Source organism: Ruegeria sp. BK1 (assembly GCF_056535645.1).
Map to the genome: position 1 here is coordinate 3289894 of NZ_JBQFIS010000001.1, position 18414 is coordinate 3308307.

Annotated in this window: 20 protein-coding genes, 1 other RNA gene and 1 riboswitch; of the genes, 9 read left to right on the plus strand and 12 right to left on the minus strand. The window is 60.6% G+C overall.

Annotated features, from left to right (window positions below; all coding sequences use genetic code 11):
- Window positions 1-4 precede the first annotated feature (4 nt).
- Entirely contained in the window at window positions 5-1783 is a 1779-nt protein-coding gene (gene xsc / locus ACR3E7_RS16320) for a sulfoacetaldehyde acetyltransferase (protein ID WP_480505323.1), read from the minus strand.
- A 126-nt stretch (window positions 1784-1909) separates the two neighbouring features.
- A complete protein-coding gene (gene pdxR, locus ACR3E7_RS16325; RefSeq protein ID WP_480505325.1) occupies window positions 1910-3370 on the minus strand; it encodes a MocR-like pyridoxine biosynthesis transcription factor PdxR in 1461 nt (486 codons plus the stop codon).
- A 118-nt stretch (window positions 3371-3488) separates the two neighbouring features.
- On the opposite strand from pdxR, the gene ACR3E7_RS16330 reads away from it, so the two are divergent.
- Together ACR3E7_RS16330 and ACR3E7_RS16335 are read left to right on the plus strand one after the other, a co-directional pair.
- Window positions 3489-3797, plus strand: a complete 309-nt coding sequence (locus ACR3E7_RS16330; RefSeq protein ID WP_480505327.1) for an ArsR/SmtB family transcription factor — start codon at window positions 3489-3491, stop codon at window positions 3795-3797.
- Complete coding sequence (locus tag ACR3E7_RS16335; protein WP_480505329.1) at window positions 3790-4821, plus strand: permease; 1032 nt, start codon at window positions 3790-3792, stop codon at window positions 4819-4821. The genes ACR3E7_RS16330 and ACR3E7_RS16335 overlap by 8 nt, the downstream gene beginning before the upstream one ends.
- Window positions 4822-4859: 38 nt before the next feature.
- Here ACR3E7_RS16335 and ACR3E7_RS16340 read toward each other — a convergent pair whose 3' ends face one another.
- Together ACR3E7_RS16340 and ACR3E7_RS16345 are read right to left on the minus strand one after the other, a co-directional pair.
- Entirely contained in the window at window positions 4860-5252 is a 393-nt protein-coding gene (locus ACR3E7_RS16340; RefSeq protein WP_170783039.1) for a hypothetical protein, read from the minus strand.
- Window positions 5253-5305: 53 nt separating this feature from the next.
- The gene (locus ACR3E7_RS16345) at window positions 5306-6067 is read right to left on the minus strand and encodes a DUF1013 domain-containing protein (protein WP_170774713.1); all 762 of its coding nucleotides are present in this window, start codon (window positions 6065-6067) and stop codon (window positions 5306-5308) included.
- Between the two features lie 131 nt (window positions 6068-6198).
- On the opposite strand from ACR3E7_RS16345, the gene ACR3E7_RS16350 reads away from it, so the two are divergent.
- Window positions 6199-6840, plus strand: coding sequence for a ribonuclease T2 family protein (locus ACR3E7_RS16350; RefSeq protein ID WP_170783038.1), 642 nt, complete (start codon window positions 6199-6201; stop codon window positions 6838-6840).
- Here ACR3E7_RS16350 and ACR3E7_RS16355 read toward each other — a convergent pair.
- A complete protein-coding gene (locus ACR3E7_RS16355) occupies window positions 6837-7325 on the minus strand; it encodes a hypothetical protein (RefSeq protein ID WP_480505331.1) in 489 nt (162 codons plus the stop codon). The genes ACR3E7_RS16350 and ACR3E7_RS16355 overlap by 4 nt on opposite strands.
- Window positions 7326-7522: 197 nt before the next feature.
- On the opposite strand from ACR3E7_RS16355, the gene ACR3E7_RS16360 reads away from it, so the two are divergent.
- Complete coding sequence (locus tag ACR3E7_RS16360) at window positions 7523-8020, plus strand: lactoylglutathione lyase family protein (protein WP_480505333.1); 498 nt, start codon at window positions 7523-7525, stop codon at window positions 8018-8020.
- A gap of 70 nt (window positions 8021-8090) precedes the next feature.
- On the opposite strand, the gene recR is transcribed toward ACR3E7_RS16360, so the two are convergent.
- The 3 genes from recR to ACR3E7_RS16375 form a co-directional block, all read right to left on the minus strand.
- On the minus strand, window positions 8091-8684 hold the full coding sequence (gene recR, locus ACR3E7_RS16365; protein ID WP_170791144.1) for a recombination mediator RecR: 594 nt from the start codon (window positions 8682-8684) through the stop codon (window positions 8091-8093).
- A 64-nt stretch (window positions 8685-8748) separates the two neighbouring features.
- Window positions 8749-9093 carry a YbaB/EbfC family nucleoid-associated protein gene (locus tag ACR3E7_RS16370; protein WP_170355334.1) on the minus strand — a complete coding sequence of 115 codons (345 nt, stop codon included), beginning with the start codon at window positions 9091-9093 and terminating at the stop codon, window positions 8749-8751.
- A 215-nt stretch (window positions 9094-9308) separates the two neighbouring features.
- Window positions 9309-11060 (minus strand): DNA polymerase III subunit gamma/tau, encoded by a 1752-nt coding sequence (locus ACR3E7_RS16375; RefSeq protein WP_480505945.1) that lies wholly within the window; start codon window positions 11058-11060, stop codon window positions 9309-9311.
- Window positions 11061-11198: 138 nt separating this feature from the next.
- On the opposite strand from ACR3E7_RS16375, the gene ACR3E7_RS16380 reads away from it, so the two are divergent.
- Complete coding sequence (locus ACR3E7_RS16380; protein ID WP_480505943.1) at window positions 11199-11696, plus strand: protein-tyrosine phosphatase family protein; 498 nt, start codon at window positions 11199-11201, stop codon at window positions 11694-11696.
- A 2-nt stretch (window positions 11697-11698) separates the two neighbouring features.
- On the opposite strand, the gene ACR3E7_RS16385 is transcribed toward ACR3E7_RS16380, so the two are convergent.
- Window positions 11699-12106, minus strand: a complete 408-nt coding sequence (locus ACR3E7_RS16385) for a hypothetical protein (protein WP_170774699.1) — start codon at window positions 12104-12106, stop codon at window positions 11699-11701.
- A gap of 84 nt (window positions 12107-12190) precedes the next feature.
- Window positions 12191-12411: riboswitch (cobalamin riboswitch) on the minus strand.
- Window positions 12412-12547: 136 nt separating this feature from the next.
- On the opposite strand from ACR3E7_RS16385, the gene ACR3E7_RS16390 reads away from it, so the two are divergent.
- Window positions 12548-13426, plus strand: a complete 879-nt coding sequence (locus tag ACR3E7_RS16390; RefSeq protein WP_480505941.1) for an alpha/beta hydrolase family protein — start codon at window positions 12548-12550, stop codon at window positions 13424-13426.
- Here the strand turns inward: ACR3E7_RS16390 and ffs are convergent.
- Together ffs and ACR3E7_RS16400 are read right to left on the minus strand one after the other, a co-directional pair.
- Window positions 13421-13519: signal recognition particle sRNA small type (gene ffs / locus ACR3E7_RS16395), an RNA gene on the minus strand. The genes ACR3E7_RS16390 and ffs overlap by 6 nt on opposite strands.
- A gap of 39 nt (window positions 13520-13558) precedes the next feature.
- The gene (locus tag ACR3E7_RS16400; RefSeq protein WP_480505939.1) at window positions 13559-15400 is read right to left on the minus strand and encodes a bifunctional 2',3'-cyclic-nucleotide 2'-phosphodiesterase/3'-nucleotidase; all 1842 of its coding nucleotides are present in this window, start codon (window positions 15398-15400) and stop codon (window positions 13559-13561) included.
- 180 nt (window positions 15401-15580) lie between these two features.
- Between ACR3E7_RS16400 and nudC the strand changes: the two genes are divergently transcribed.
- Genes nudC through ACR3E7_RS16415 form a run of 3 tightly spaced genes read left to right on the plus strand, consistent with a single transcriptional unit; the run spans window position 15581 to window position 17541 of the window.
- Complete coding sequence (nudC, locus tag ACR3E7_RS16405; protein WP_480505937.1) at window positions 15581-16561, plus strand: NAD(+) diphosphatase; 981 nt, start codon at window positions 15581-15583, stop codon at window positions 16559-16561.
- A 40-nt stretch (window positions 16562-16601) separates the two neighbouring features.
- Complete coding sequence (locus ACR3E7_RS16410) at window positions 16602-17069, plus strand: SRPBCC family protein (RefSeq protein ID WP_170791135.1); 468 nt, start codon at window positions 16602-16604, stop codon at window positions 17067-17069.
- Window positions 17070-17076: 7 nt separating this feature from the next.
- Entirely contained in the window at window positions 17077-17541 is a 465-nt protein-coding gene (locus ACR3E7_RS16415) for an N-acetyltransferase family protein (protein ID WP_480505935.1), read from the plus strand.
- On the opposite strand, the gene ACR3E7_RS16420 is transcribed toward ACR3E7_RS16415, so the two are convergent.
- Window positions 17531-18361, minus strand: coding sequence for a prephenate dehydratase (locus ACR3E7_RS16420; RefSeq protein WP_170774687.1), 831 nt, complete (start codon window positions 18359-18361; stop codon window positions 17531-17533). The two genes, ACR3E7_RS16415 and ACR3E7_RS16420, sit on opposite strands and share 11 nt — an antisense overlap.
- Between the last annotated feature and the right edge of the window lie 53 nt (window positions 18362-18414).

The window sequence follows — 18414 nt, forward strand, 5'->3', positions numbered from 1 at the left end:
CGGATTACGCCCCGGCCTGCGGGGTCATGTCATCGGCGGTGACGCCTGCAACGGCCACTGGTTTCTTCATCGCGTCGCGGCGGAAGGGTTCACCCAGTTCTTGGTTGATCATGGCTTCGATCAGGGTAGTGATGCCGTTCTTCTGGTCCTCGATGGCCTGATTCAGGGCCGCTGTCAGCTCGTCCATGGTGCGTGCCACCACGCCTTTCAGACCGCACGCCTGCGCGATACCGGCGAAAGAGACCTTGGTGTCCAGCTCGGTGCCCACAAAGTTGTCGTCGAACCACAGGGTCGAGTTCCGTTTCTCCGCCCCCCACTGATAGTTGCGGAAGACGATCTGCGTAATCGCGGGCCATTCTTCGCGCCCAATGGCGGTCAGTTCGTTGACCGCGATGCCAAAGGCACCGTCGCCCGCAAAGCCCACAACCGGCACGTCGGGGCAGCCGATCTTAGCCCCCATGATCGAGGGCAGGCCATAGCCGCAGGGCCCGAACAGGCCCGGGGCCAGATATTTGCGGCCATCTTCGAAGGACGGATAAGCGTTGCCGATGGCGCAGTTATTGCCGATATCGGACGAGATGATCGCCTCTTTCGGCAGGGCGGACTGGATCGCGCGCCACGCCATGCGGGGGCTCATCCAGTCGGGCTTGGCTGCGCGAGCGCGCTGGTTCCATGTGGTGCCTGGATCGTCATCTTCGTGGTCCATGCTGGACAGTTGCTGCGCCCAAGCGGATTTCTTCTGAGCGATTTTCGCCTTGCGCTCATCGCGACCGGCGTCGCCAGCTGTGTCGCTGAGATTTGCCAGAATGCCATTGGCCACCTTGGCCGCATCGCCGATGATGCCAACCGAGACCTTTTTGGTCAGGCCGATCCTATCCGGGTTGATGTCGACCTGAATGATCTTGGCATCCGCCGGCCAGTATTCCATGCCGTAGCCCGGCAGTGTCGAGAACGGGTTCAGACGGGTGCCGAGGCACAGAACCACATCGGCCTCGCTAATCAGCTCCATACCCGCCTTTGAACCGTTATAGCCCAGCGGGCCAGCGAACAGCGGGTGCGAGCCGGGGAAGGCGTCATTGTGCTGGTAGCCGACACATACCGGCGCATCCAGACGCTCGGCCAGGTCTTTCGACGCTTCGATGCCGCCTTCGGACAGAACCACGCCCGCACCGTTCAGGATCACTGGATTCTTGGCGTTCGACAGCAGCTCGGCCGCCTGCGCCACGGCGCTTTCGCCGCCTGAGGGACGCTCGAATTCCACAATCGCGGGTAGGTCGACGTCGATAACTTGAGTCCACATATCGCGCGGGATGTTCAACTGCGCAGGGGCGCTGGCGCGTTTGGCCTGCATGATCACGCGGTTCAGAACCTCGCACACGCGGGTCGGATCGCGGACCTCTTCCTGATAGGCGACCATGTCTTCGAACAGTTTCATCTGCTCGACTTCCTGGAAACCACCCTGACCGATGGTCTTGTTCGCGGCCTGCGGCGTGACCAGCAGCAGCGGGGTGTGGTTCCAATAGGCGGTTTTGACGGCGGTGACAAAGTTGGTGATACCGGGGCCGTTCTGCGCGATCATCATCGACATCTTGCCGGTGGCGCGGGTATAGCCGTCGGCCATCATACCGGCGCTGCCTTCGTGTGCGCAGTCCCAGAACATGATCCCCGCTTTGGGGAACAGGTCTGAGATCGGCATCATGGCCGAGCCGATGATCCCGAACGCATGTTCGATCCCGTGCATTTGCAGAACCTTAACAAAGGCCTCTTCGGTGGTCATTTTCATCTGGTTGATCTCCGCGCATATATGAGTTTGGCCGGGCTGGCAGCCCCGCCTTTAGATATGGTTTTGGCGCAAGGGACAGGGTCGCGTTAGGGCCAGAAGTCAGGGCGGGTTAGGTCCAGATCGAAGTCAAGCTTTGCGGATCGTCTCGGCGATCCGTTTCACGCCTGGATCAATTCGGTCCTGTGGGATCGAAGAATAACCCAGACGATAGAAATTCCGCGGCCGGTTTGCGCCAGAAAAGAAGGGCGCGCCGGGCTCGATATGCACGCTCTGGTCTTGTAAGGCTCGGGCCAGATCGGTCGTGTCTATATGCTCGGGGGCTGACATCCACAGAGACGAGCCACCCATGATCCCCCGACCGGCGACGGTCAGACCATGGATTTCAACCGCCTTGTCCATCGCTGCGCGTCGATACGCCAGCGCTTTGGACATGCGCCTGATCTGTGCATCGTAATGGCCAAGCGACAGGAAATAAGCCGCCGTGCGCTGGACATGCCCCGGCGGGTGGCGCAGAACCAGCGACCGAAGGGCACGGGCTTCGCGAATGAACGGCGCGGACCCGACCATGTAGCCAAGGCGCAGTCCGGGAAACAGCGACTTCGAGAAGCTGCCTACATAGATCACCCGCCCGTCCTGATCCATGGATTTCAGCGCCGGAGAGGGTGCACCCAAAAAGGCCATCTCGAATTCATAGTCATCTTCGACCACCATCGCATCCAAAGCGCGGGCGCGCTCCAGCAACGCAGTGCGGCGTTCGATCGGCATGGTCGCGGTGGTGGGGCTTTGGTGGCTGGGGGTGGTAAAGATCACATCGGTCTGCTCGGGCAGCGCATCCGGTGGCAGCCCGTCACGGTCCACGGCGACCGGCGCCACTTTGCAGTCGGAATGGTTCAGCAGATCGCGCAGAGCATAATAGCAAGGGTCCTCGATCACCGCCGTTCGGTTGCGGTTCAATAAGATACGCGAGGCCAACCACAATGCGTTCTGCGCGCCCAGCGTGATCAGAATCTCCTCGGGTCTTGCGGCGATCCCGCGGCGGGGTAGGGTATGGCGGGCGATGAATTCGACCAGAAGAGGGTCGTCCTGATCCACATAATCCCCGGTCAGGGAATCGAAATCCTTGTGCCCCAGCGCCCGCACCGCACACAGGCGCCAATTGGCATGATCGAACAGCGACCGGTCGGCCTGACCGTAGATGAACGGATAGCGGTAATCGCGCCAGTCGCTGGGCTTTGTCAGAGTGTCCCCGTCCGAAAATTTGCGTGCCAGGGCGGTGCTCCAATCCACAGTCTCGTCGCCGCGCGGGGTGGGCGTGTATTTCGGGGGAACCGGCGCGTTTTCCGACACATAATACCCCGACCGCCCCTTGGCTGTTAGATAGTCATTGGCCAGAAGTTCCGTATAGGCCAACGTCACCGTGATCCGGCTGACGCCCAGATGGGCAGCCAGTTTGCGGGATGAGGGCAGTTTCTCACCCACATGAAAACGGCCCGACAGGATACCTTCGGCAATCATCTGCTGGATCTGCGCTTGCAGAGTGCCCTGACCGTTGAGTTCCAGAAAGAAAGTGTCGACCGATATCCCCATGCGTATCTTATAGGGTGGACTTATGGAGGGAGCAATCTGGACTTACGCATTTTTGACTGTTGACGGGGCGATATGAATAACCTAAATACCTAAAAATCTAGTTTAATGGAGTTGTAAAATGTGGGAAGCCGCCGCTGCGGGATTTTCTGCCATGGGGTCCGAGGCCCGGTTGAAGGTTCTAAAAACGCTGGTCCGCGCCGGTGAGGCCGGTCTGACGGTTGGAGAGATCCAGGACCGAACCGGGATTGCACCGTCAACGCTGGCACATCACCTGCGGTTTCTGGCCGCCGGAGGGGTGGTGCAGCAGGAGAAGATCGGCCGAACAACGATCAACCGCGCGAACTATGACGAGTTGAGGAAACTGGCGCAGTTTATCCTGTCCGAGTGCTGCGCCGACGAAGTGGGAAAGGCCGCAAACGATGGCTGAGCTAACACAAAACCCGAAGGTTCCGGCGAAAGTTGCGCTGGACCTGATCAAGACACCTTGGGCGGTGATCTTGGTCCTTCTGATTGGGGTAGCCGTTCTGGACCCGGCCAATTGGACCGAAGTGGTAACGTTTGCAGGCAAGGCTCTGGCGCATACCGGGCAGTATATCCTCTTTGCCGTGTTGTTACTGTCTTACCTCAAAGCCACCGGGGCCGAGGTCATGGTCGCGCGTGCCTTTGAGGGGCGCGAGACGCGGATGATTTTCCTCGCCGCTTTGTTCGGTGGCCTTGCCCCGTTCTGTTCATGCGAGGTGATCCCCTTCATCGCCGGTCTGCTGGCGCTGGGCGCGCCTTTGTCGGCGGTGATGGCGTTTTGGTTGAGCTCACCGCTGATCGACCCGCCGACCCTGCTGATCACGGCGGGCGCGCTGGGTTGGCCGTTTGCCATAGGCAAGGCCGTCGCCGCCGTTGCTTTGGGCCTGTTCGGAGGCTTCGTGGTGCGCGCGCTGATGCGTGGCGGAGCGTTCGCGGAGCCTCTGCGCGTTTACAAACCCGCCGGGTGCTGCGGCTGTGGTCCGAAACAGGACGACAAGCCGGTCTGGAAATTCTGGCAGGAACCGGAACGCCGCACGCGGTTCCGAGCTGAATTTGTCCAGAACGGGATGTTCCTGCTGAAGTGGCTGGCTTTGGCCTATGTACTTGAGGCGCTTCTAGTTAGCTATGTGCCCGCCGACCTGATCGCGCGTGTGGTTGGGGGCGAAGGCATTGTGCCGATTGTCATCGCGGCGCTGGTCGGAATGCCTGCCTATCTGAACTCTTACGTCGCACCGCCGTTGCTGGCGGGGCTGACCGAGCAGGGCATGAGCGCAGGCGCTGCCATGTCGTTCATGATCGCAGGCGCGGTCAGCTCGATCCCGGCGATGGCGGCAGTGTGGTCGCTGGTCAAGCCACGGGTCTTTGCGACCTACCTTGGGCTGGGGATCACCGGGGCGATCATCGCAGGGGTTATCTTTCAGATGATCTAAAGGAAAAACCGCCCGGAGATGCCTCCGGGCGGTTTTGCTTATTGGTTGGCCTCGCAGAGGCTCGGCATTTTGAACCGGTACCGGGGCTCTTGGCTTTTGACGTAGACGCGTTTTTCGACGCAGGCGGTATCGCCGACGGTGCGAGCTACGTGTTCCTTGGATTCGTCGATCGAGATGGTGGACCCGTCGGGCAGTTGAACCGACGCGATGACGCCGTGTTTCAAGTCTCCATTCATCGGGGTCGCCGTCAGAACCGCAACCGTCAGGTACGAGTCGTGTTCGTGCGCGCCGTCATCGTTGAGTATCAGCAGCGCTGCTGCGACCGAGACTGTGCCGACGATCGCCACCATCAGCAGGCCCCATGTTTTCAGAAATGCATAGATCGACACCGCACGGTGCGGGCCGAAGACAGAGGACAAAGCATTCAGCATAGGTATCTCGTGCAAAAAAGCCCCGGCCGTTTCGGACCGGGGCTGATTAAGTATCAGAAGCGCGGATCTTCGTCTTCTTCCTCGTTGCCGCCGCCTTTGGGCAGGTTGAAGAAGCTGTCGGCGTCGATGATCGGCTCATCGTCTTTTTCCTCGACCGGGTCATCGGACAGCGAGAAGGTTTCCAGCCCCTCGATGGCGGTCGGGATTTTCGGTGCGGCGTCCATTTCCAGCGACTGTTCGGTCGAAACCAGCTTGCGGCGCTCATCATCGCTCATGACGCCACCTTCGGCGGCTTTCTTCGCGGCCGCTTTCTGGACAATCGCGTCCAGCTCGGACTGTTTGCACAGGCCCAACGCAACCGGGTCGATCGGCTGCATGTTAGCGATGTTCCAATGCGTGCGCTCGCGGATCGACTGGATGGTGGGCTTGGTGGTGCCGACCAGCTTGGCGATCTGTCCATCGCTCAGCTCGGGGTGGAACTTAACCAGCCACAGGATCGAGTTCGGACGGTCCTGGCGTTTGGACAGCGGGGTATAGCGCGGGCCACGGCGCTTTTCCTCACCTGCCGCAGCAGCGTTGAACTTGAGCTTCAGCTTGTGCAGCGGGTTGTTCTGGGCCGAGTCAATCTCGTCCTGGGTCAGCTGGTTGTTGGCGATGGGGTCGAAACCCTTGACGCCAGCAGCCACGTCGCCGTCTGCGATGCCCTGCACTTCAAGCTCGTGCATTCCTACGAAATCCGCGATCTGCTTGAAACTGATCGTGGTGTTGTCCACCAGCCAAACGGCGGTTGCTTTGGCCATAAGCGGTTTTGCCATCAGCCTGCCTCCTAATGCATACATCTGTCCCGTCGCCGGAATTCGGCGGCCCCGTGGTCTTGGGGCAGGTTTCCGTTGTCGGGGAACTTCGGGCCTATATAGTCGCGCAAAGGCAAGAAGGGAAGAGGCGAATGCGCCACGGGATTTTAGCGCTGGCATTGTGGGCGTTCAGCGGGCTGGCCGCACAGGCCGACGGCGAGAAGGCGGGTGTGTTCGACTACTACGTTCTGTCGCTCAGTTGGTCGCCCAACTGGTGCGCCCGCGTCGGCGATGCGCGCGGGTCCGACCAATGCGATGCGCGGCATGATCATGGCTGGATCCTACACGGGCTTTGGCCGCAATACCACAATGGCTGGCCGTCTTATTGCCCGACGGCCAAGGCGCCACCGTCGCGTGCGATGACGCGAGAGATGGCGGATATTCAAGGCACCTCTGGGCTGGCGTGGCACCAGTGGAAAAAGCACGGAACCTGTTCGGGCCTGTCTGCATTGGACTACTACGCCTTGTCGCGGCGGGCTTATGAGGGCGTCGCCCGTCCACAGGTGTTCCGTCAATTGGACGCTTCGGTCAAGCTGCCCGCCTCGGTGGTGGAAGAGGCGTTTCTCAAGGCCAACCCCGCGCTAGAGCGCGACATGATCACCGTCACCTGCAAACAGGGCTATATCGAAGAGGTCCGCCTGTGCCTGTCCCGCGATCTGTCGCCTGTGCCCTGTGGACTGGACGTGATCCGCGACTGCGCGGCCAAGGATGCGTTGTTCGATCCGATTCGCTAAAGCTTACGGTTCTGGCAATCCCGCGCATAGTCCAGCGCTTTGGCCGTGCCTTTAAGGTCAATCGCCATAACCACTTCGCCTACAGGGTTGTAGACGGTCATCGTCTTGTTTCTGGCGATAGCGTCCACAAAGCTGCGGTCGGTGAAAAAGACGGTGGCACCGGGCACATCGCGCTGGTTGAACCCGATGGCAGTGGCATCAAAGCTCTGGCCGTCCAGTTCAAAACGGATCGGATAGCTTTCGCCCTGTTTGATATCACCCCAGGCCTTGTTGTAGACGGCAAAATACCCGCGATTGTCCAACGCATCATAGCCGATACGCACGACCGAGAGGTCTTGATAGATCGTCTGTATCAAGCACCCATTGCCAAGCGCTGGATCCATCATGATGTTCCAGCCGTCGACAAAGCCTTTGTCGACTAGCTGCTGCGAAAACGCAGTAGTGGCTGTAAAGGCGGCAAGTGCGACAGCAAAAAGGCGTTTCATTACAGTTCCCAAAATCAAATGGACAAGGTCAAAGCCATAGTACACGCCGCGTGCGGCAGGCAAAGGTCATTCTTGACTGATGTCGCCGCGAAGAAACACCTATGTGCATGGCGGAACCCGGCTTTGCCTTGCCAAGGGAACGCTTGAAACTTGGCTGTCGCACAATAGTTTTCGTCTCATAAAACAAGGAGCGAGCTATGCCGCAACATCCAAGAGCTTTCTCTCACATCGGATTGTCCGTTCCAAACGTTGACGAGGCGGTACAGTTCTACTCCGAAGTCCTTGGTTTCTACGTGATCATGCCGCCGACCGATGTAGTAGAGGACGATACGGATATCGGTGTCATGTGTACCGATGTGTTTGGTCCGGAATGGAAAAAACTACGTATTGCACATCTCGCGACTGCTGATCGCATTGGGTTCGAGCTTTTCGAGTTTGACGGGAATTATGTACCGGAAAACAATATCGACTTTCGCCAGAATGGTACGTTCCATTTTTGCGTCCAAGACCCGGATGTCGAAGGCTTGGTGGAAAAAATCGTTGCAGCGGGTGGCAAGCAGCGGATGCCAATTCGATACTATTATCCCGGTGAGAAGCCCTACCGTATGGTCTATGTCGAAGACCCCTTTGGCATTGTCTTCGAGATTTATAGCCATTCCTACGAATTGACCTACTCGTCGGGGGCTTACACCTGACATATGAGACTGAAGCTTGTGTGTGGCCGGAAGGGGCCATATCGTTCCGGATGCTGCCGTTTTGCTTAGTTCAGAGCTCTTTTCGTGCCCTCAGTGCTGCCGTAATCGTCCCGTCATCCAGATAGTCCAGCTCGCCCCCAATCGGCACGCCCTGGGCCAGTGAGGTCAGGCGGACCTGCCCCTCCAACTGATCGGCTATGTAGTGGGCTGTGGTCTGGCCGTCTACGGTGACGTTCAGGGCGAGGATGACTTCGGTGATTCCTTCGGCCGTGACCCGGTCCTTAAGGCGCGGGATGCGCAGTTCGTCCGGGCCGACGCCGTCCAGTGCCGAGAGTGTCCCGCCCAGCACGTGATAGCGGCCTTTGAACACGCCTGCGCGTTCCATCGCCCAGAGGTCGGCTACGTCTTCGACTACGCACAGCTCTCCGGTGGCGCGGGCCTCGGCGTCGCAGATGTCACAGATGTCCATGGTGCCCACGTTGCCGCAGTTCAAGCATTCGCGGGCGGTGATGGCGACCTGCTGCATGGCGTCCGACAGGGGTGTCAGCAGCAGCGCACGTTTGCGGATCAGGTGCAGCACCGCGCGACGGGCCGAGCGGGGCCCAAGCCCCGGCAGTTTGGCCATCAGGTCGATCAGATTGTCGATGTCGCTGTTCGAACTCAACGCGTGTGCTCCTGCAAAAGGGCCGAGTTTGCGGGCCCGGCCTTTGGGTCGTCAGGAGTGTGTATCAGAACGGCAGCTTGATGTCTGCGGGCAGACCCATGCTTTCGGTCAGCTTGGCCATCTCTGCCTGCGCGCGTTCGGCGGCTTTGGTCTGTGCGTCCTTGATGGCGGCGAGGATCAGGTCTTCTACGACTTCCTTATCGTCGCCGTTGAAGATCGAGGGGTCGATGTCCAGACCTTTGAGTTCGCCCTTGGCGGTGGCAGTGGCTTTGACCAGACCTGCACCGGATTCGCCGACAACCATCAGATTGTTGAGTTCTTCCTGCATGTCGGTCATCTTGGTCTGCAGATCCTGCGCGGATTTCATCATCTTGGCCATATCGCCCAGACCGCCGAGTCCTTTGAGCATTACGTTTTCTCCTGCTAATCGGTTTGTCGCCTAGATACGGATAGCGCCCGTGCGGCACAAGGGGGCAGTGCCCTCCCGCCCGTCGTCGCGGTCTTTTGCAAGACCTCTCCTCCCGTTGGGCCCGGCAGAGCGCGGGCAACGCCCGCGCTCTGCCGGGCCCAAGGTCGCTCAGGGGTATCGGCGTCAGCCGATGGCCCGTGGCGGGCGCCGGAGGGTTAGTCCTCCTCGAACGGGTCCCATTCGTCTTCGACCTCGGGCAGGGCTTCGGTTTCGACCTTGGCGGCGCGTTCTTCGGGGGTTTCGATGCGTTTGATCTTGGCTTTGGGGAATTGAGCCAGCACCGCCTGCACCAGCGGGTGCTGTTCCGCCTCGGCTTTCAACGCCAGATCGGCGGCGTCGCGGATTTCGGCGATGGTTGCTGCCTTACCGTTGGCGACAATCGTCACCGCCCACCGATTGCCGGTCCAGCGTTGCAGTGCGGTACCCATGCGAGCGGCCAGGTCGGCTGGGGCCGAGTCCGTCGGTGTGAATTCAATCCGTCCGGGTTGGTACGAAACCAGCCGGACACCGTTTTCGACCTCGACCAGCAGTTTCACATCCCGGTTGGTGCGGATCAGTTCGACCACATGTTCGAAGGTCGGGTAGCGGGCCAGAGCCGTCTGCACATCCTGCGCCAGTGCCGCCGTCGGTGCACCTGCTCCGCCGCGTACGTGTGGCGCATAGGCAGAGGCCACGGGGGCCTGCACGGCGTGCGGTGGGGCGCTCATTCTGCCGCCGGGTCCGTCATTGGGTGACGGAGGCGGGGTGTCTTGCAAACGTTTGATCAACTCTTCCGGGCTGGGCAGGTCGGCAACATGGGTCAGGCGGATCACGGCCATCTCGGCGGCCATCATGGCGTTGGGGGCGGCTGAGACCTCTTCCAGAGTCTTCAATAACATCTGCCACATACGGGTCAGGACGCGCATCGGCAGGGCCTCTGCCATTTGCTGACCGCGCGCGCGTTCGTCGGGGGACACGGTCGGGTCTTCGGCGGCATCCGGCGTGATTTTCACGACCGAGACCCAATGGGTGATCTCGGCCAGATCGCGTAGCACGGCCAGCGGGTCGGCGCCTTCGGCATATTGCGCGCCAAGCTCAGTAAGCGCCCCGGCGGCGTCGCCGCGCAGGATCATGTCCATCAGGTCCAGCACTCGGCCACGGTCGGCTAAACCCAGCATCGCACGCACCTGATCGGCGCTGGTTTCCCCGGCACCGTGTGAAATCGCCTGATCCAGCAGAGAGGTCGCATCCCGCGCCGAGCCTTCAGCCGCGCGGGTGATCAACGCCATCGCGTCCTCGGCGATTTGCGCACCTTCGGCCTCGGCAATGCGGCGCAGCAAGCCGATCATGTCTTCGGGTTCGATCCGGCGCAGGTCGAACCGCTGGCAACGCGACAGAACCGTCACGGGTACTTTGCGAATCTCGGTGGTAGCAAAGATGAATTTCACATGCTCGGGTGGTTCCTCTAGCGTCTTGAGCAGCGCGTTGAAGGCGCTGGTCGACAGCATATGGACCTCGTCGATGATGTAGATCTTGTAGCGGGCCGAGGCCGCGCGGTAGCGGACGCTGTCGATGATCTCGCGAATATCATTGACGCCGGTGCGGCTGGCGGCGTCCATCTCCATCACGTCCACATGGCGGCCCTCCATAATGGCCACACAATGTTCGCACTGGCCGCAGGGTTCGGTGGTCGGCTTGCCCTCGCCATCGGGGCCGATGCAGTTCATACCCTTGGCGATGATACGGGCCGTGGTGGTTTTGCCGGTGCCGCGAATGCCGGTCATGATAAAGGCTTGCGCAATTCGATCCGCCTCGAACGCGTTTTTCAGCGTGCGTACCATGGCGTCCTGACCGACTAGATCGGCGAAGGTTTCCGGGCGGTATTTGCGGGCAAGAACCTGATAGGCGGGGCTGGGCGTGTCGGTCATATCTGCTCTGTCGGATTCGGAGTCCGATGCAGCGTAGTGACCCCTGCCGCCCACGTCCACAGCAGCAGCGCAGGAAATTCGATTTGCAAGCAAGGACGCAGGCGATACATCATCGGTGCAGATTGATCGGAACGTGCCATGAATAATTTCGCCATCTATTCCCTGCGACTGGGGCCGGGTCGTCTGGGGATATCTCCGCTGCCCGGCGCGGGAGGTGCCTATGCGGCCGATCTGAAGACGGTGCAGGACTGGCGACCGGATCTGGCGATTTCAATGACCACAAGCTCTGAGATGAAAAACCTGGGAGCGGCGGCGTTCGGTGGCGATCTGGAGCGGCACGGGGTCGAATGGGCTCACCTGCCGGTCCAGGATTTTGGTGCGCCGGATGCGCGGATACAGGCCATTTGGTCCAATGTCAGCCAGCGGGCCCGTGCGCTGCTGTCCGGCGGCGGAGGCGTTTTGGTCCATTGTCGGGGCGGCTGCGGGCGATCGGGTATGGTTGCTTTGCGGTTGATGACGGATAGCGGACTGCCCGCAGATACCGCTTTGCAGATGCTACGGACAGTACGTCCCTGCGCCGTCGAGACCGAGGCGCAGATGGTCTGGGCCACTTCGGCGGCCCGGACGGGCAGCTGAATTCAGGCTGAAAGCTGGTGTTCGGTCGGCGCGGCTGGCTGGGGCGCCGTGGTAACCACTTCCATCATCGCGCAGGGCGGTGTCGGCAAAAGGCTGGCTGCGTGGGCGGTGAAATCTGCTCCGAACAACATATCCGCATAGCGATCCAGCCGCTCGGCCGGAGTGTCGGCGGCCACACCGCAGAACACCCGGATCTGATCGGGTTGGGCGCGAAACCGGGCCGAGCACCCTTCGGCGCAATGGGTCAAGTCGCTGCTGCCTTCGATCTCGAACGCATCGGTTGTTGCCGGACGGGCCGTGGCCATTGCATCCGTCAGGGCGCGTGCCATTCGGGCCAGTGCCGGGCAGGGGGCGCCGGTTTTTTGGCATACCGTCGCGGTGAATTCGTGGGTCTTGGTCTTCCAGATCATGATGCGCCCTCCGCGCGCTGGACGAGGGGCATGGATCAGGTGTGACAGCGTGCTGACGACCTGTCCCGGACACCCCGCCCGAGTTTCGGTTTTCGTTCGATGGCAGGTCTCCTGACTTGCGGGTCGTGGCTTTGCCGACCTTCCCAGCCTTTCGGCCAGTGGTATCTCGGCATTGCTCACCGCTTACAGTTGCGGGGGCAGTCTCGGCCTTGATCCGTTCCGGCAATGCCGGGCAGGATCGCACCGTGTTCCCTTTTCATCCCGCCCCGTGACCGGGGACGAGAACCATCACGCCATCGCTAGCGGTTGAGCGGGCTTCGAGTCAAGCGCCATTGAATCCCGGCGCGACGTTGGGTCAATTTCCCCACGGCTTGACTCTGATGACGGAACAGGGCCGACTGCGCGGGTGAACTAAACAGTTTAGAACATGAGGCGCGGGCGATGTTGGACAATACGCATTCTGTTTTGACCGAAGATGTCCAGTTTCCGTCCGGTCCGGCGATGCTGTCGGGGCGGCTCTATCTGCCTGCTCTGCCTCCCAAGACAGTTGTGATGATCCATGCAGCGACCGGCGTGCCCCGCGACTATTATCAGCATTTTGCCCATTGGCTGGCGGCCGAGCAGGGTATGGCTTGTCTGACCTATGACTATCGGGATTTCGGCCATTCGCTGACCGGCCGATTGCAGGACTCGCAGGTAACTATGGCGGACTGGGCGCTGGTCGACATGCCCGCCGCCCGCGCGGAAATGCGCAGACGCTTCCCGGACGCGGAACAATGGAGCATCGGCCATTCCGTTGGTGGAATGCTGGGCCCGGTTCAGCCGGATATCGCGCAGATTGACCGCATGATCTGTGTTTGCTCCGGGCTTGTCACTCTGTCTGATCACCCGTGGCCGTACAAGGCGCTGGCGGGGTTGTTCTGGTATGGCCATGCGCCGCTGGTTGTCAAAGCGGCGGGGTATTTGCCGGGCAGGGCTTTGGGTTTTGGGGCTGACCTGCCCGCGCGGGTCTACTGGCAGTGGCGTAAATGGTGCACGGCACCGACGAACTACCTGCCCGATTTGGGCAAGACCCTGCCCGAGGCGCACTGGGCCGGGCAGGGAGTGCCGGTCGATCTGATCGCATTCGACGACGATCAGGTGGTGCCGCCCAAAGCGGTGTGGCGCCTGGCCGAGCTTTATGGCCCGAATGCGCGGCGTAGGTTGTTGTCACTGTCAGATTTTGGGGTGAAAGAGATCGGGCATATCGGCGTGTTCGCCCGTCGCAACGCAGCGGTCTGGCCGCAGCTTATTGCCCAGGATCATGTGGTAGATAAGTGAGAGGTTGGACATCGACCCAAGCGGGGCTCGTTGTGGCTGCTTCCTTCCGGACCTGACCAGGTTGGCGAGGCGCTCGCCCGCGCCAACCTCTCAGCACGCGATATAGGCAAGTGCGCGGCAAATGACAACCCGTCAGAGCGTCAAATGGATCATCAGAAAACCGGCCTCGTCCTCTCCGGCGATGTTTGGTGCAAATTCTGAGATGTCGTCCAGATGGTTCCGGGCCTTGTGGCCAGTACGCAGAACCGCCACCGCCCCGGCCACGGGGGACAGACGGAACGGACGCTCGAACACGGTGCCGGAATGAGGCCCGGCAGTCACGTAGTTTTTGACCAGATCTTGTAGAGGCAGAATCGGCAGCGGAACGCGCGTCGCCCGCCCGGCAAAGGGGAAGTGCCCACCGCCATTTGCGCGGTAATTATTCAACGCCACCACAAAAGTCTGCTCTGCATCCAAGGGTTGGCCTTCGAAACGAATCTCGCGGACGCGGCGGGCCGATGGGTGCAAAAGTGCCCCATCTGCGCCAAACCGAGCGGGCTGGCTAAGGTCGATCCGGTATGTCAGCCCATGCAGGACGTCAAAATTATGCCCCGCGCGGTCCGAGGCCAGCAGATCGCATCGTTGGCCGGGGATCATCCTGTTAAAGACGCCTGCGGACATTTCCAGCCAGTCTTCGATTTGCGAACCGGTGACCGCGACGGCCATCATCTCATCGGGAAAGACGTTCAAGTCCGTCACATGGCGCAGGCAGATTTCCCCGGCCGGGACGTCGGTAAAGAACCGAGGCCCGGCACGCCCGCCGAATTTCGACGGGGACACGGCAGACAGGATTGGGCAGTCCCGATAGTCCGTATCCTTTAGAAAAGGTCGCAACGCGAGGGTTTGAGCGGCGGCCACGAAAGCCAAGCCCCGGTCATAGCCGCAAAAGCTGAAATAGCTGTGCATGTGCTGCTGTACCTGTCCCACAGGTTCGGCCACCCGCCGCCGCGTCTCGGCGTGGCCGGTGGCAAGTAGCTGCGTCAGTGCGGCGTCTTCATCTGACGCCTCTGTCGAAACCGAACGCACCTGCGCGTGTCCATGAAATACCTGCCATCGGTCGTCCAGTGATGTGCCGAGGGTCAGGTCGATGACGCCCAGATATGACCCCGCCGCACCGGGCATCACGACGGGGGTGCTGTGCACCAGCCCGCGATCAACGTCGATATAGCCGCTGTATTCTTGTTCAGGGCTGGGAAAAACCATATGGGAATGCCCGCCCGCAATGGCGTCGATCCCGTCGATGGCGGCCAACGGTACCAACGCGTTTTCCATGCCGGGCGTGTCTTGCGCCGGACCGAACCCCGTATGCGCCAGCGCCACAACGATATCGCAGCCCAGTTCGTGCAGTTCAGCGACTTTGCGGCGCGCACAGTCAAGGATGTCGCCGATCTGAACTGCACCTGCCAGCTTGTGCGCCTCCCATTTTGCGGTCTGGGGTGGCAGGACCGAGAATATGCCGATTGCAAGCTCGTGCGCGTGCCCTTGGATTTCGACCTGACGCCTGACAATCGTGTGCTCCTGCCAGAACTGCGGGCTGGAGGATTTGTGGGCATTGCTGCACAGAACAGGGCAGGGGGCCTGCCGCATGATCCGGTCCAGCACGTCCAGACCAAAGCCATAATCGTGATTGCCCAGCCCTATAGCATCGTAGCCCAGAAGGTCGAAGGCCTGCATCAGAACATGGCGCTCGGGGTGTTGAGCCACGGCCCAGTCGCCCAGCGGCGTGCCCTGGACCGAGTCGCCATTGTCTACCAGCAGAACCAACCCGTCCTGTACCTCGCTTCGGGCCTTGCGGATCAGGTCTGCGGTCCGGGTCAGGCCAATCGTCGGTTCGTGCCTGTCAGTGTAATAGTCATATGCCGTCAGATTCATATGCAGATCGGACGTGGCCAGAATTCGCAGTTGGACGGTTTGAGAGGAAGGAAAAGTCGACACTACTCTACTTTAGGCAGTTTTTTATCAATCATTTTCAACAAAAAGAGTGTTGCGTGCAATTTTCAAGGCGGACCTGCGGTCTTTCAGCGGCAGCGGGTGTTTTTTCGGAGTTCCATGAATACCCATTGCAACCCCAGAACCATCGTGGCAGCCCTATGCGCACAATCTGGGGGGCATGCAATGAAGAATGCAGAGTTTGTGACGTTCGGCGGATCAGGGCTGGACCGTGCGGCGCATATTCGGGGCGATGCCGACGCGCTGGCTGGCCTGGTGGCGGACCCGAATGCCAAATGCCTGCTGATATGGCGCGGCAAACCCCTTGTAGAGGGTGAGGCTTCGGATCGGTTGGGTCTGATCCCGGTGTCTCATGCGCTGGTCGAAAAAGGACCAGGCGGAGTTGCGGATGGGCTGATTTTTCTGGGCCTGTCGGATGGTGTCCCGGTCTTTGCTGCCGATATCTCGAATTGGGAACCTGACGGGCAGGATTTGTCTGAAGTAGGTGGTTTCGTGGATGGCTCGGAACAGCAGCATCCTGACCTGCCAGACAGGTTCGTATTTGCCGAGCTGCGCCGGATCATGACGTGGCTGTCCCCGCGTGATGCCGAGCTTGCGGCGACCGCCAAGGCGGTGATCGGCTGGCACGAAACCCATAAATTCTGCGCCCGCTGTGGCGCGGCCAGCGCGATGACGCAGGCCGGATGGCAACGAAGCTGCCCCACGTGTAGCGGCCAGCACTTTCCGCGCACGGACCCGGTGGTGATCATGCTGATCACCCATGGGGACTCGGTACTGATGGGGCGGTCTCCGGGTTGGCCCGAGGGGATGTATTCGCTGCTGGCGGGTTTTGTCGAACCCGGCGAAACGCTCGAAGCTGCTGTGCGCCGCGAAGTGTTCGAAGAGGCGGGCGTGCCCGTCGGCGCTGTCACCTATCTGTCCAGCCAGCCCTGGCCCTTCCCGGCCTCTTTGATGTTTGGTTGCGCGGGCCAGGCGCTGTCGCGTGACATCTCGATTGATCCCGTTGAAATTGAAGATGCCATGTGGGTCAGCAAGTCCGAGATGATGCAGGCCTTTGCCGGTGAGCACCCGGTTCTGAAACCTGCCCGCAAAGGGGCCATTGCACATTTCCTGTTGCAGAACTGGCTTGCAGATACGCTGGACTGACGAAATAGAAACGCAATAGGTCAACGAACTAAAGGTCGGAATGCAGTTCACAGTACAGGAAGATATTCAGGCACCGATCAACGCCGTTTTCGAAATGGTCGCCGATTTCGAACGGTTCGAACGTATGGCCATGCGCCGCGGGATCGAGGTGCGGCGGCTGTCCGGCCACATGGGGGTGGTGCCGGGCACCAAATGGCAGGCCGACTTCACCCTGCGGGGCAAGCCACGCCATGTTGAGATAACAATGGCACACAGCGACCCGCCCGCGCAAATGCGGTTCGAGGCAATCGGCAAAGGGGTCGGCGGTGTCACTGAGGTTGATCTTCTGGCTCTGTCCCAACGCCGTACCCGGTTAAGCGTGGATGTAACGCTGACGGCCAAATCCCTGCCCGCGCGGCTGTTTCTGCAATCGCTGCGGCTGGGCAAATCGCGGTTCCGGGCCCGGTTCCAATCCCGACTGACCGAATTCGCCCGCGAGATGGAGGAACGACACCTGCACGGGTCGTAAAACCGATATGAGCGATCTGATCCTGAGACTGGCAACCTCATACGACGCGCCGGGTATTGCTGGAGTGTTGCAAGCCCTTGTTTTGGCAGACAAGCGCAGCAAACCGGCAGATGCCGGGTTCGCCGAAACGCACTGTGTCTCTCATCCCGGTCAGATTCAGTGCCTTCTGGCGTTGGACGGGGACGAGGTGCTGGGGTTTCAATCGCTGAAGCAAGCGGTAGAGGGCAACCCCTATGGCGCGCCTGTCGGCTGGGGATTGATCGGCACGCATATTCGCCCTTCGGCGGCTCGGCGCGGGGTCGGTCGGGCGTTGTTTCAGGAAACCCTGAAAGCTGCCCGTGCGGCAGGCCTTGTGGCGATCGACGCGACGATCGGCGTCAACAATGCGGAAGGGCTGGCCTATTATCAGGCAAGGGGGTTCGTGGACTGCCGCCGAATTGACGGCGCGCGCCGCAAATCCTTCACCTTGTGACCGCCGCCGGGTAAACGCCTAGCACTTCGACATTTGTGGTGAAATGCTCCAGCTCTTCCATCGCCAGTTGCACATTGCGGTCGTCGGGGTGCCCCACGATATCGGCATAGAACTGCGTGGCGGTGAATGAGCCGTCGACCATATAGCTTTCCAGCTTGGTCATGTTGATCCCATTCGTGGCAAACCCGCCCATCGCTTTATATAGCGCGGCAGGGATGTTGCGGACCTGAAAGACGAAGCTGGTGATCATTCCGTGTTCACCGCGCCGCGTGCGGTCTTCCTCGCGTGACATTACAAGGAAGCGGGTGGTGTTGTCGTCATTGTCCTCGATATGTCGGGCCAGAACGTTGAGGCCATAAATCTCTCCGGCCAGTTCGCTGGCCAGCGCGGCCGAGTGAAGTTCGCCCTGTTCGGACACTTCGCGCGCGGCGCGGGCATTATCGGGGCTGACGCGCCCGTGGATGTTGTGCTGTTTCAGAAAGCCCGCGCATTGGGGCAGCAGAACCAGATGGGAATGGGCCTCGGTAATGTCGTCCAGCGTGGCACCCGGAACGGCCAGCAGGTTGATATGGACGCGGACAAAGGCCTCATCAATGATGTGCAGCCCGCTATGAGGCAGCAGGCGGTGGATATCGGCCACGCGCCCATAGGTCGTGTTCTCAACCGGCAGCATCGCCAGATCCGCCGCGCCCGAGCGCACCGATTCGATCACATCCTCGAAAGTGCGGCAGGGCAGGGCCTCCATATCGGGGCGTGCGTTACGGCAGGCCTCGTGACTATAGGCGCCGGGCTCCCCCTGAAATGCGATACGTTTGGTCATTTGGTCGATTCCGTGCAACAAGTTCCAGAATTGGGCGTTTAGTCGCGGTGTCT